Source organism: Bartonella sp. HY761 (assembly GCF_026743145.1).
Classification (GTDB): domain Bacteria; phylum Pseudomonadota; class Alphaproteobacteria; order Rhizobiales; family Rhizobiaceae; genus HY038.
In genome coordinates, this window is the sequence record NZ_CP104888.1 from 159,877 (window position 1) to 173,871 (window position 13,995).

General features: G+C 41.2%; 11 protein-coding genes. 3 read left to right on the forward strand and 8 right to left on the reverse strand.

What is annotated here, in order from left to right; translation table 11 throughout:
• Nucleotides 1-245 precede the first annotated feature (245 nt).
• Both N6A79_RS15240 and N6A79_RS15245 read right to left on the reverse strand, forming a co-directional pair.
• Nucleotides 246-722: a hypothetical protein gene (locus N6A79_RS15240; protein ID WP_263499834.1), complete on the reverse strand. Its 477-nt coding sequence runs from the start codon at nucleotides 720-722 to the stop codon at nucleotides 246-248.
• A 308-nt stretch (nucleotides 723-1,030) separates the two neighbouring features.
• Nucleotides 1,031-1,804: an IclR family transcriptional regulator gene (locus tag N6A79_RS15245; RefSeq protein WP_263499835.1), complete on the reverse strand. Its 774-nt coding sequence runs from the start codon at nucleotides 1,802-1,804 to the stop codon at nucleotides 1,031-1,033.
• Between the two features lie 404 nt (nucleotides 1,805-2,208).
• On the opposite strand from N6A79_RS15245, the gene N6A79_RS15250 reads away from it, so the two are divergent.
• From N6A79_RS15250 to N6A79_RS15260, 3 genes are all read left to right on the forward strand, one after another.
• Nucleotides 2,209-3,498 (forward strand): MFS transporter, encoded by a 1,290-nt coding sequence (locus N6A79_RS15250; protein WP_263499836.1) that lies wholly within the window; start codon nucleotides 2,209-2,211, stop codon nucleotides 3,496-3,498.
• Between the two features lie 137 nt (nucleotides 3,499-3,635).
• The gene (speB, locus tag N6A79_RS15255; protein ID WP_263499837.1) at nucleotides 3,636-4,679 is read left to right on the forward strand and encodes an agmatinase; all 1,044 of its coding nucleotides are present in this window, start codon (nucleotides 3,636-3,638) and stop codon (nucleotides 4,677-4,679) included.
• A gap of 89 nt (nucleotides 4,680-4,768) precedes the next feature.
• Nucleotides 4,769-6,064, forward strand: a complete 1,296-nt coding sequence (locus N6A79_RS15260) for an ArgE/DapE family deacylase (RefSeq protein WP_263499838.1) — start codon at nucleotides 4,769-4,771, stop codon at nucleotides 6,062-6,064.
• A gap of 285 nt (nucleotides 6,065-6,349) precedes the next feature.
• On the opposite strand, the gene N6A79_RS15265 is transcribed toward N6A79_RS15260, so the two are convergent.
• The 6 genes from N6A79_RS15265 to N6A79_RS15290 form a co-directional block, all read right to left on the reverse strand.
• Nucleotides 6,350-7,309, reverse strand: a complete 960-nt coding sequence (locus N6A79_RS15265; protein ID WP_182419842.1) for a succinylglutamate desuccinylase/aspartoacylase domain-containing protein — start codon at nucleotides 7,307-7,309, stop codon at nucleotides 6,350-6,352.
• A gap of 119 nt (nucleotides 7,310-7,428) precedes the next feature.
• Entirely contained in the window at nucleotides 7,429-8,727 is a 1,299-nt protein-coding gene (locus N6A79_RS15270) for an MFS transporter (protein ID WP_262080764.1), read from the reverse strand.
• A 715-nt stretch (nucleotides 8,728-9,442) separates the two neighbouring features.
• Nucleotides 9,443-10,342: a LysR family transcriptional regulator gene (locus tag N6A79_RS15275; protein ID WP_182419843.1), complete on the reverse strand. Its 900-nt coding sequence runs from the start codon at nucleotides 10,340-10,342 to the stop codon at nucleotides 9,443-9,445.
• Nucleotides 10,343-10,437: 95 nt separating this feature from the next.
• Complete coding sequence (locus N6A79_RS15280) at nucleotides 10,438-12,066, reverse strand: ABC transporter ATP-binding protein (RefSeq protein ID WP_263499839.1); 1,629 nt, start codon at nucleotides 12,064-12,066, stop codon at nucleotides 10,438-10,440.
• Nucleotides 12,063-12,938 (reverse strand): ABC transporter permease, encoded by an 876-nt coding sequence (locus N6A79_RS15285; protein ID WP_262099995.1) that lies wholly within the window; start codon nucleotides 12,936-12,938, stop codon nucleotides 12,063-12,065. Before N6A79_RS15285 ends, N6A79_RS15280 begins: the two co-directional genes overlap by 4 nt.
• On the reverse strand, nucleotides 12,935-13,912 hold the full coding sequence (locus N6A79_RS15290) for an ABC transporter permease (protein ID WP_263499840.1): 978 nt from the start codon (nucleotides 13,910-13,912) through the stop codon (nucleotides 12,935-12,937). Before N6A79_RS15290 ends, N6A79_RS15285 begins: the two co-directional genes overlap by 4 nt.
• Nucleotides 13,913-13,995 lie beyond the last annotated feature (83 nt).

Consider the following 13,995-nt stretch of genomic DNA (forward strand, 5'->3'; position numbering starts at 1 on the left):
TGCCTGCTTACATTGCCGCTTTATTGGTTTTTCAAACCTCATATTAACCTTATAGGAGCAATTATTTATAGTATATTTATATGCGAATTGAGCTTGTTGGGTCTTGATATTTTCGTTTTGAAAGATTTAATTTCTTTATTAGAATTACATTTGATCTTTTGCTTGATGGGGCTAATTACCGGGTTATTGTTCAATTTTTTATATAAATATTTTCAAAAAAGACAAAAGCTCACCCCATAGCCGCATTAATCCTCAACTATAAAAGTTGGTGCATAATATTGAGCAATAGATGGTTCAATATATTGCCAATTATCTCCATCTAAATCCAAAGCTTCGGCAAAGAAAAGGCTAATCATATATTCTGGCTCATCGGTGTTCAAAGCAATACAAGCTTTTAAACTATATAAAACATGTAGAACAAGTCTTCCCTCATTATAAAACCGACTTTGTGAATAATTCCCTATCTTTTTCCAAAGTTCAATTCTTTTTTCCTCAAGAAATTTTTCATCACCGACATGGCTACCAAAGTAAAATTCCTTTGAATATTCGATAAAGGGATGAAATTCTGGGTTTATTTTATCCTTGATCTTTTCTAAATATATTAAAAATACCTTATTTACATCATCATGATCCAATTCTTTATTTTGATTATAATAGTAAAAAACATAATCAGCGGATATTCTTTCTTCAAAATCTTTTTGGGTGAAATGCCGATTAATCATAAAACACCTTTCGCTGCACTCTATAAATTCAATCATTATTTTTGTTAATAAAACTATATGTTATATATTATTATCAAGATTTAATATTTATATAAAAAGGCCTTAACAATAAAATAAAAACAGAGAGCTCAATACATATTGACCCTTTATTATATTATATAAATTAAATTTTACTTGTGATGTTGTAATTTTAACAAAGTATTTTTTCGTATTAATATTAATTATAAATATAATAATTTAATATAACAATATATTTTACGTTTTTTTCCTTTTATCACAGATAATAGTTCAAATATTCAACTGAAACATCACGCATAATAGCCCAATAATTTTGATATTTTTAATGCCGTTGTGCTAATTTTACTGCCAATAAGTTCAATTGTTGTTGCTGTTGCTTCTTGCTCAGTTAAGCTTACTGCAATACCGGCTATCGCTTGCTTTGCATGGTTTTTAATTGCTGCACCGAGGCAAATCATGCCATCGCGTATCTCACCATTATCAATCGAATAACCGTTTTTGCGAATATTTTGCAGGTTCGTCTTGAATATTTGGAAATCCCGGGCACTTGATGGGGTGAGCGGTTGCGGCCAATCATGAGTTTTCACCAATGTGTTAATTTTGGCATCACTCCAGCTTGCCATCATTGCTTTACCGGTTGCGGTAAAATAAATTGGCAAACGCATACCAATTTTAAAAGTAAATCCCAAGGGCGCATTGCTATTACGGCAAGCAATATAAACAACCTCACTCCCTTCAGGAACTGATAATGTCAGTGTATACGGTGCTAAGTCGCAATGTTCACTGGCAATTTGATGAAAAGCATCAACCAAATCAACATTAGATAAAAACCTGCTTCCCCATTTTGATAATTTTGTACCAAGTTTAAATGTACCATCAATATTGCGTTGTATTAATTCCAATTCACACATTACATGCAGCAAACCATGACCGGTGCTTTTGGGGATTTTCAACCTTTTTACAATATCGGCGGCATTTAGCAATTCATCACTATCAACCAAAAGATCAAGGATTGCCGCAGCACGGCGCAAGGCTGGAATATTATGGGCAGTTTCTTTTTCCATTGGCTCAAATTCTCAATTGACAATTTATTCATTTTAAATAAATATACACTATACTGAATGAAGTTCAATATGATGAACTCGTAATTTGGGAAATTTACGGATAAGTTGGGAGGCAACTTAAATGTTTAGACATCACATAAAATTTTTAACAACCAAATGCTTTAAGGTTTTTTAATCATTAGGTCGCCGCCAATGGTTTAGAAATATTATTGCCATTAGCACTTAAAAACCTCTTATTGATTTCACCCTTAAATCACAAACTGCATGAATTGCTTAAGCTTTGCCATGGCATGATGCCTTTATTTACGCTTCATAATGAAATCACCCAGATACCCCATTAAACAATAGACCTGCCTCTTTGCCGTAAATAATTTTTCTAATAAAAATAACAACAGGAACAACCTATGAGAAAACCGCAACCGATACGCGCAGCACTGGCTGCATTTTTAGGTACTGCCATTGAATGGTATGATTTTTATATTTACGGTACTGCCGCAGCCCTTGTTTTTGGGCAATTATTCTTTCCAAGTGAAAGCTCTTATCTTGGCAATCTTGCGGCCCTTGGTACTTTTGCGGTTGGCTTTATTGCACGCCCCTTTGGCGCGGCGATCTTTGGTCATTTTGGCGATAAGCTTGGCCGCCGACTTAGCCTTGTAATAACTTTGCTCATTATGGGCGGCGTTACCACCCTTATCGGTGCTTTACCAACTTATGAATCTATTGGCATGTATGCCGCTATTTTGCTGGTATTTTTGCGACTTATCCAAGGTATTGCGGTTGGCGGTGAATGGGGCGGCGCTGTTTTAATTGCCGCCGAGCATGCGCCCGAAAAATGGCGAACATTTTTAGCATCCGCTCCGCAATATGGTAGTCCCGTTGGTCTTATACTGGCAACCCTTGCTTTTCGCTATGTCTCTGACTTGCCAACTGAAGATTTAATGTCATGGGGCTGGCGCATTCCATTTCTTGCAAGTGGTGTGCTTGTTCTTTTGGCTTTTATTATTCGCCTTGGCATTAATGAAAGCCCTGAAATGCAGGCGCAACTTGACAGCAAATCTAGCCATGAAATTATCCCTATTAAAGAATTATTAGCTAAAAAATCAACAGCTTTAATTCTTGGCATTGGTGCGTGTATCCTTGGCGTTGCTGGTTTTTATTTCATTACTACCTTTATGATTAACTATACCACCACCTATCTCAAAATAGAAAAATCCACTATTCTCAATATTATTTCATGGGTTGGTGTGGTTGAAATTATTTCATTTCCTATTGGCTCATTTTTGGCAACCCGTTATAGTGAGCGTGGTTTATTAATGACCATGACTGGGCTTGGTGTTATTTGGGCATTACCAATGATGCTGTTAGTCGTTTCAGGCAGCACTATAAATATTGCCATTGCTATTTTGGTGGCAACCTTCCTTGTTGGCGCCTATTACGCGGTGATCGCGCCTTTCTTACCGCGCGCCTTTCCAGTCAGAATGCGCTATAGCGGTATTTCGCTGAGCTATCAGCTTTGCGGGGCAATTTTTGGTGGCGCAACCCCAATGGTTGGTGTTTGGCTTGCTCATTATTTTGGTACCAATTGGGTTCCATTTGCCGGGCTTTTCGGCGGTCTTGCATTGATAACTTTTTTATGTGTTTGGGCATTGCCGATTGAAAATGAAAAATCCGTGCTGCACACATATAAAAATTAATTCAACAAACCATGTTTATTTTGGGCAGCAATGCCCAATCGATAGCGATTTAAAATTGGCCGGCAAAACTTAACTTATAGATTTGACCTAAGCTGCTATAAATTAAATCTAATTTTGAAGAACAGGAAAACCTCGAAATGGACAAAAACGCTTTAGAAGCCTTAAAGGCTCGCTTTGGAGGCGAAAACGAAAATAAGATCTATGACGAGCATTTCAATGCAGTTGCAGCGGGGGTTATCAATAAAAGCGGCACGCGTGCAGCACCTTTTGCTGGCGTTCCCACATTGCTAGACGCGCCGTATCGACAAATAGATTGGAGCGCCCCAGATTTAACTAATCTTGATGTTGCCTTGCTTGGGGTGCCGATGGATTTGGCGATTAGCAACCGCAATGGGTGCCGTTTTGGTCCACGCGCTTTAAGAACGATTGAACGCGTTGGACCTTATAATCATGCTCTAAAAATCGCCCCCAAAATGGCGATGAATTTTGCTGATATTGGCGATGTACCATTTCGTAGCCGCTATGATCTGAATGGTTGCCACCAAGATATTGAAGAGACTATAACCCAAATTATTGATGCTGGGGTTATGCCACTATCGGTTGGCGGCGACCATTCAATATCCTTGCCAATCTTGCGGGCAATTGGCAAAAGCCGTCCCGTTGCGATGATCCATATTGACGCCCATTGCGATACAGGTGGCCCTTTTGACAATTGCCGCTTCCATCATGGTGGCCCTTTTCGTCACGCGGTATTGGAAGGCGTGCTGGATCCAACATTGACAATCCAGATTGGCATTCGCGGCTCATCTGAATATTTATGGGAATTTTCTTATGCATCAGGCATGAGCGTTATCCATGCCGAAGAAATCCAAAAACGCGGCATTGCCGCAATTATCGAAACAACCCGCAAATTAATTGGCGATCATCCAGTTTATTTATCCTTTGATATTGATAGTCTTGATCCAGCCTTTGCTCCGGGCACTGGAACGCCAGAAGTTGGTGGATTGACAACCCGTGAAGCACAAGAATTATTGCGGGGGCTTGCTGGTATTAACATTATTGGCGGCGATGTGGTGGAAGTATCCCCTGCTTATGATGCAACCACAAATACTGCTCATGCGGGTGCACAAATATTATTTGAAATTTTAAGCCTGATGGCCCTGCGAAAGGCAAAGGGGTAGGTTTGCGAAAAGCAAAAAGTTCTTGATGCACCAAGTTAGCTATTAATAAAATATCAATCAATCATATCACAGCATAAAGGTTAGCCCTCATGTCATCAGTCCCCTACCCCAGCAACGAAGATATCAAATTGGCTGTTGATCGCCTTTTTGATCAACAGGTGGAATTTCTTGAAAAACTGGTTAAGTTTCCCTCACTAAGAGGACAAGAAGCAGCTATTCAAGATTTTATGGCTGAGGCAATGATCGATCTTGGTCTAAATGTTGATAAATGGTTGATTGATATTGAAGCAATTAAATCCCACCGTGGCTTTTCTCCCGTTAGTGTATCTTATGATGATGCATGGTCAGTGGTTGGCCAATATCTGCCCAAGGGCAAAACTCTTGGCCAATCGCTTATCTTAAATGGGCATGTTGATGTGGTACCAACCGGCCCTCTGGAAGCTTGGTCATCGCCGCCTTTTGAACCACGCATTGAAAATGGCTGGATGTATGGGCGCGGTGCAGGCGACATGAAGGCAGGCGTATCGGCCAATATTTTTGCATTGAAAGCCTTGCAATCCCTAGGCTTTATGCCAGCTTCACCTTGTTATGTTGAATCAGTCATTGAAGAGGAATGTACGGGTAATGGTGCTTTATCCTGCCTTGTGCGTGGATATAGTGCCGATGCAGCTTTCATTCCTGAGCCGTTAGAACCCAAATTAATGCGGGCGCAAACTGGACCTATCTGGATAGAGGTCGAAGTATCAGGCGCCCCCGGTCACGCATCTGGGGATTTTGGCAAAGGCGCAAGCGCTATCCATATTGCAATGCAATTAATCCAAGCTTTGGACGAGTTAGAAAGCAAATGGAACGCGCAAAAGTCCAACCATCCGCCTTTTGATAAGCATCCCCACCCAATTAATTTTAATATTGGTAAAATAAATGGCGGCGAATGGCCGTCAAGCATGCCAGCCTCTTGCACGTTTGAAGTGCGCATTGCCGTTTATCCTAAACAATCAATAAACGAAATCTGTAAAGAATTTGAAGCCTTTATTATGGATAAAGCAGCTCAAATTAAGGGCTGCCAAAATATGCCGAAAATTCGCTATACGGGCTTTTTGGCAGAAGGCTATGTGCTTGAAAATGCTGAAGCGCAAGAAGCTGCCTTACAACGATCGCATAGGCAAGTATGGAATGAAGAACTTGGCGAGCATGTGTTTGCTGCCACCACGGATGCGCGCTTTACTGGACTTTATGGCGATTGCCCAACTCTCGTCTATGGACCATATTGTAAAAATCCGCATGGTTTTGATGAATGTGTGGATTTACAATCCTTGCGCAAAGTAACGCAAACCATGGCATTATTTATTGCTGATTGGTGCAAATTAGAAAAAATTATAGATTAAAAAAGGTGGGCCCCTATTCCTTAAAAGCGGGGGGAGGAATAGAATAGGAGCCCAAGAACACTTTTTACGATCGAAAAAAGTGCTCTATGCAATATTTTTATTTTTTGAAAAATACCCAATGGGTCAAGAAATGGAGGGTTCTTATCCGTGAAAGGGGGAGGATGGATAAGAACCCTTGAGCAATTTTTTTGCAAGTGATGATCCATAACTTACAAAAAATGCTCGTCATATTGCAGTTTTTTACATGACGGGAGGAATAGAAAAAACTGCAAATCTAAGTTAAATCTATTTTTCACGACCCAAGCGCACCGCAGTGGTGCCAATGCGTGCATGACGCAAAGTGGGCTGCAACAAATAGCAATTATCATATGGCGTGACAATTTCCTCATCGCCATCATAACCAATGACTGTGCCTTTTTTAGCAATAACTTGCATACCAACATAATCTTCAGCAAAGCGGAAATTGTCAGTTTTAATCGTCACAGCTTCGGTAATATCAATGACTTTTTGTGTAACTGGTGCTTGATTAAGCAAATAATCTGAAACGTCACTTGCATCAGCAACACCAGCAACGATTAAGAAACGCGCAGCAACATCTAGAGCTAGCGGATAGGCTTGCTTTTCAAAATGATGCCCTGATTCATATAAAACCGCTGCCTTATCATTATTTGGATTACCAAACTGACCATAATCACGCAAGCGTTTGCCAGCCTTATGCCCTTGGTCCATAATAATAAATTCTGGCACGCCAATGGCTCGTGCAAGCGCTTCACCTTTTGGTAATACGCCGCCCATCATAATTGGCGGATCAGCTTCATGCATAGAATGAAGATCAAGCAGTAGATCTACATCAGCAAGCACTGGTTCAATTTCACGGGCGCGACGAATTTCGATGGTATCACGCGTGCCGTAAAGCGATTCATTATCCCATGCGCGGTTCATATCTTCTTCGATAAACCGTGTTGCATCTGGGTTTTCAGCTGAAAAAGCTTCATAAGCAGCAATATTTGCAAAGCCAAGGGTAAGCTTGCCTTGTTTTGGTTTGAAACCATCACGTAATAGGCGGTCAACAGTCAACGCACCGCTGACTTCATTGCCATGCACCAATGACATAATCATTGCATGCTTACCTGGCTTACCTGAATCAAAATGGTGAATATATTGAACGCCGCAATTGCCTTCTTTCCAAACGGAAATATCTGGAAAAGGCAATTCAATTGGATAATGTTTGAATTTTGAAGTCATAATTTATTTTCTCCCTCCATTTTAGCAAAATAGTAAAACGGACTTTCAGTCAAAAATGCGTCAAATCAAAAATAAAGAGCAGCTTGGTTTAATTTAATCAAAGCTGCTCTAGCCTTATATTAGCGGCGTTTTGGTGTGCGTTGATAAAGCGCAGTAATGGCAATTAAGCTTAGCACAACGGTTGCTATAACGTAAAAGCTCGGAGCAAGATTATTGTGTGTCTTATCAATCAACCATGTTGCGATAAGCGGCGCGAAACCACCAAAAATAGTTACAGAAATATTGTAACTAACTGCAAGCCCGGTACTGCGCACATTGGTTGGGAAAATATCAGCAATAAGTGCTGGCATAGCTGCCAAACTTAAAGCAAGAAGGAAACCAACAAAAGCTTGCACAGAGAATAGCGTGGTTGCACTTGGCCATTTGTTCAAAATATAGATCAACGGAAACGAAGTTAAGCCAAGCAATAGCAATGAGAAGCCAACAAGCTTAATGCGGTTAAAGCGATCTGATAATGCACCAACCATGGGAGACACAAACAACAACATCAAACCGGTGATTAATGCACCAATATAAGAAACAGTTGCAGGCAAATGCAATTGCTTGATGGAATAGGTTGGCATATAAATTTTATGAACATAATTATAAGCGGTTGCCGCAGCAACAATGCCAATGCAAAGCAACATGCTATTTAGATTATTGGTCAAAAGTTCCTTAAATGGCTTATGATCAACCTTTTCATGCTTAACTTGTTCAAATTCTTCGGTTTCAGCCACATTGCGGCGAATATACCAACCAACAGGGCCGATGAGCAAACCAAAGGCAAAGGCAATGCGCCATGCACCATTTTCAATTTGGGTTGCATCAAAATACCAAAAAATCAATGCTGCCATACCTGCCGCCATGACCGTTGCTAGGCCTTGGGTTGCCATTTGCCAACTGGCAAAAAAGCCACGGCGTTTGGTTCCTGCATGTTCAACAAGGAAAGCAACAGACGCGCCAAACTCGCCGCCGGTTGAAAAGCCTTGGATCATACGCGCAATGATAATGACCAAAGGAGCAATGAAACCAATCGTCTCATAACTTGGTACAAAGGTAATCATTGCCGTGCCAAGCACCATAAGCCCGATAGACAAGGACATTGAGGCTTTTCGGCCAGCCTTATCAGCATAGCTACCTAAAATGATCGAACCAAGCGGACGGGTAACAAACGAAATACCAAAAGTACCAACCGCAATAAGCAGTGATACTGTTTCGTCAGAATTTGGAAAAAATAGCTTACCAATGGTTATGGAAAAATATCCATAAATCAAAATATCATAAAATTCGAGCGCGTTACCGGCGCTCGCTGCAACAAATTCGCGCCAATTTTTGCGCATAATTTGCCCCACTGTCATTGTGCCCTGTGGATTAGACATATGGCCTCCCTATTTAAATTGCAGTTGCATGTGCAGGATGCAAACAAAATCGAGCGAAAGATTTAAACTTGAATGGGGCTTAAAGCCTTAGTCAATAATTTGCCCAACTATCTTTGCAATTCATCCAAGACATCAATCTTTGCGTCTTGAATGACGGACTTACAACGGCATCTAAAAAATCTCCAAATTTTCAAGATGCGTTACATTTTATGATTTTGGTCACAATATTGGCAAATTATTCCACTTAATAGCATAATGGATTGCTATGTCTGGAATCACACAATTGATGACGTTTTTAAAATCGATTTAAAAACTAGCAAATATTATTGGAAAATCTCGTGCTTTTTTGGCACATCTATGTGCAATAATGGCACAAAAGCGAAAAAAGACAGAACTGATATGATCAGTGCTACAATGCATATATCTGCAATATTATAATACAAACAAATACTTATAATAAGTCATACGCATAGAAAATAATAAATAAAAACCAAAAGAAAATCCAACCTTATTTTTATGAAAAATATGGTGCTCTCTTTGCAGAATTAAGTTTATTTTGTTTATATAACATTTTTTAATCGCGATGTATAATAGTTTTTTATAATAATCGGCTTTTTTTAAATCATTAAAAGCGAGCAAAAAACGCTGTTAATTATGCATAATGAGTGATGATTAGAGCCTGCCTCTAACCGATACCTGCAGTTTTAAATATCAATTAATCAATTTTATGAAGAGAATAATTTTCCCAAAGCTGATTGACTATTTTATGAGAAAATAATTTACGCCGATAAAGAGCAATATCCAGTTTTGCCTGCCATGAGGGTTGATCAATCAGCATGATGCGCTTTGCATCAAGGCTTGGACGCACCAAACGCAAAGGCAGCCATGCCATGCCTATACCAGCCGCAACAAGTTCCAATACCGATGAATAAGAATCTGTCTCATGCACCATTTTAACATTAGGTTTGTTTTTAAGGCTTGATAAATGGCGGGTAATAATCGGGTGAAGAGCAGTTGTAGTGGTAAAACCAATATAAGGGGTAGAACTTGACTCACTGCCGGTAAAAAGTGGCTTGCCGTTTTCACCAATCGCACTTATTGGCACTAATTCTTCCGTCGCAATAATGATCCAATCATATTGGGCAGGGTTTAATTTCAACCTTGTATGATAGCTTGAATAGGCAATTAAAATATCGGCATCAAGATTTGCCAAAGCGCCAATGGCTTTTTCGTGATTGCCAGCAATGATACGAGTGCTAAAATTGCCAATAATTGCGCTCACTTCTTTTAACCATTGGGGAAAAAAGGTTGATGAAATCGTCACACCTGTAGCAATTTTTAAATCTGGTTCACCGGTCTTATCACTGCTATCCAAACGCTCGCGCAAAAGCCGCAAGGTTTCAATAATTTCAGTTGCTGTTTCAAGAACAATAATGCCTTCAGCGGTAAAATCAATCGGCACAGTGCGGTGAATAAGCGGCACGCCCGCCCATTCTTCCAATGCTTTTATGCGCCGCCCAAAAGCTGGGTGGGTGACATTTCTATTTTCTGCCGCCCGAGTAAAACTACGGGTGCGCGCAAGTTCCATGAAATCGGCAAGCCAAGTTGCAAGCATTGAGAGGCACTTTATCGACGTTAATATTTAAAATCCTATTCATTATAAATAGGATATTTTCTTAGCAATGACCAGATCTTATCATAATTGACATTTTAAAAGCGCGGTGGATGCCAATTTTTACCTGGAATTGAAGCCAATAATTGTTTGGTATAATCAGATTTTGGATTGCTATAAAGAGTGGCAGTTTCTCCTTGCTCGGTAATTTGCCCCTTTTGCATAACAATAACCCGGTCGCATAATTGTGCAGCAACCCGCAAATCATGGGTCACAAACACAATTGATAGCGACAATTCTTGACGCAAATGGATTAACAACTTTAAAACCTGTTCTTGTACCGACACATCAAGGGCGGAAACTGGCTCATCAGCCACAATGATTTTTGGCTTTAATGCTAAAGCGCGCGCAATGCCAATGCGTTGGCGTTGGCCGCCTGAAAATTCATGCGGGAAACGCTCAAGGCTGCTTTGCGGCAATTCTACCAATTCAACGAGGCGGCGTGCTTCCTCATGGGCTTTTTGCTTTGCTACACCATGAATAATTGGCCCTTGGGCAATAAGGTCAATCACCCTTTTGCGCGGATTAAGCGATGCCATTGGGTCTTGAAAGACCATCTGTATATCTTTGCGCAAACGCTGTAATTGGCTGGCACTGGCGGTTAAAATATCTTGGCCATCAAAATGTACTTCGCCGCTATCGCTTGCTAATAGCCGCGTTATCAAGCGCGATACGGTGGATTTACCTGAACCACTTTCGCCCACAATGCCGAGGGTTTCACCATGATGCAATTGAAATGATAGATCCTTTACCGCATGGACGGCTTTGCGCCCCTTTGAAAAAAAGCCGGCCTTTGCCTTATAGATTTTATTAAGCCCTATGGCATTTAACAAAACTGGCCTATCCATTGAGTTTTGACGCTCAACCGGTGGCACAAGTGATGGCACGGCACTGATAAGCTGTTTAACATAAGGATGTTGGGGGCGGTTTAGCACCTCGTCAGCGCTGCCATGCTCGACCAATTCACCCAGTTTTAAAACCGCAACATTGTCGGCAATTTCCGCCACCACTCCAAAATCATGGGTAATGAACAAAATGCCGGTTTTATGCTTGGTTTGCAGTTCCTTGATAAGATGCAAAATTTGCGCTTGTGTCGTGACATCAAGGGCGGTTGTCGGTTCATCGGCAATGATAAATTCTGGCTCTAAAATGAGCGCCATGGCAATCATCACTCTTTGCCTTTGCCCACCTGAAATTTGATGGGGATAGGCATGGTACACCGATTTTGGATCGGGGATATGCACCTCTGTCAAAATATCTATGACCTTTAGAAAGCGGTCTTTTTTGTTTAATTTGGTGTGCAAACGCAACACTTCATCAATTTGCCAACCAACGCTTTTTTGCGGATTAAGCGCCGTCATCGGTTCTTGAAAAATCATCGCCATTTTATTACCGCGCAAGGCTTGCAGCGATTTTTCTGGCATTTTCAATAAATCTTCACCGTGATAAAGGATTTCGCCATTGCTTACTTTTACCGTGCGTGAAGGGAATAGCCCCATAATGGCGCTTGCTGTCAAGGATTTGCCTGAGCCGCTTTCCCCAACAAGGCAAGTGATTTCACCGGCATGGATTTTAAGCGATAAATCCGCCAAAGCAAAGACTCGCTCCTGCCCCTTTGGCAAGGTAATTTGCAAATGGTTAATTTCAATAATCGGTTGCTTGGTCATTTTTTCTGCCTAGGATTTAGAGCGTCATTAAGGCCTTCACCCAAAAGGGAAAATGAAAGAACCGTCATAAAAATTGCAATGCCGGGAATTACCGCGCAATACCATTGGCTTTGCAGCACCGCCCTGCCCTGCCCGATCATATTGCCCCAGCTCGCATAATTTGCGTCACTTAAACCAAGAAAGGCAAGCGCCGCCTCCATCAAGACCGAGCTTGCCATGATAACCGACGCAAAGACGATAACGGGTGGCAAAGCACTTGGCAGGATTTCTTTAAAAATAATGGATAAATTGCTGCAACCAAGATTGCGCGCGGCTTCAACAAATTCGCGCTGCCTTAGCGACATATATTCAGCCCGCACCATGCGTGCAGGGGCAGTCCAAGAAACAATGCCAATGCAAAAAATAATATTTTCAATTGTCGAGCCAAAAATGGCCACCAAAGCCAACAGCAAAATAAAGCTTGGAATGGTTTGGAAGGCTTCGGTAATGCGCATTAAAACATCATCAATTAGGCCGCCAAAATAGCCAGCAATGGCACCAATAATAACGCCAATAATAATTGAAATTAAAGTGGCAACCACACCAATTAACAGCGATATACGTGCGCCATGAACAATGCCGGCCAAAATATCGCGGCCAAGCTGATCGGTGCCAAGCGGGTTTGCGCTATTCATAAATGGAAAAACAAGTGCGTCACCTGCTCGGCGCAATGGATCACCGGGTGCAATAAAGCCAGCAAATAGCGCCATGCCAACAAGGATTATGAATAAGATTAGCCCAAGCACTGCCGCGCGGTTGCGGGCAAAGCGGCGCCAAAAGGCGTTAAGGCGTGATGGTTGTTTGATGTGCGGCAAAATGGTTTCAGCACTCATGATAGTTCAATCCTTGCGTCAAGGCGGGCATAAATAAGATCGGTGATAAAATTAACAATCACCACCAAAATCGAGCATAGCATTATAATGCCCATCAAAGAATTCATATCGCGTTTGATAACCGATGTATAAGCAAGCTGCCCAAGCCCTGGAATGGAAAACATTTGCTCAATCACCACTGAGCCACCCAAAATAGTGGAAAATTGTAGGCCTAGCAAAGTGATAACCGGTAATAAAGCATTGCGCATAATGTGGTGAAACATTAATCTTGCGCCGCTTGCGCCCTTAGCTTTTGCCGTGCGGATATAATCAAGATCCATAACTTCTAGCATTGAGGTACGCATTAAGCGCATATAAAAAGCAAGGTAAATTAAGGCAAGCGATGTTGCCGGCAAGATAAGATGAATAGCAATATCAAGCGCATTGCGCCAACCCGTATGAAAAGCAATAATATCCTTATAGCCACCCGATGGAAGCCAGCCAAGTTTTAACGAAAAGACAATAATCATCAAAATCGCAAGGAAAAAGCTTGGCAATGCGTAAAAAACCAATCCAAGCGTTGAGATAACCGTATCGGTTGCCGAATAGGCTTTACGCGCAGCCAATGCACCAAGAGCAATGCCAAAAATAAAAGCGGCAAAAAGCGATGACACCATTAATAATAAGGTTGGCACCAAGCGATCCAGCAATACTTGTAAAACGGGCTGCTCATAAACATAAGACCAACCAAAATCAAATTGCGCTAATTTAACCAAATAAAGCCATAGCTGCACATAGACGGGTTGGTCTAACCCGTATTCAATACGCAAATTTTCAACAAATTTTGGATCTGCACCGCCCATATCACCGACAAGCGCATCAACCATATCGCCGGGAGCTAGATGCATAAGCAAGAAACTACCCACCATGATGAGAAGTATAACGGGAACCGCTTGCACAAGACGGCGCAGCGCAAAGGTTAAAATGGCAGGCATGAAAACACCAAAATATTGTACATTGAACGAAAAGGCAGGGCAAAAGCCACTGCCTTTTATGCTGATAAGGATAGTCGTTTAAA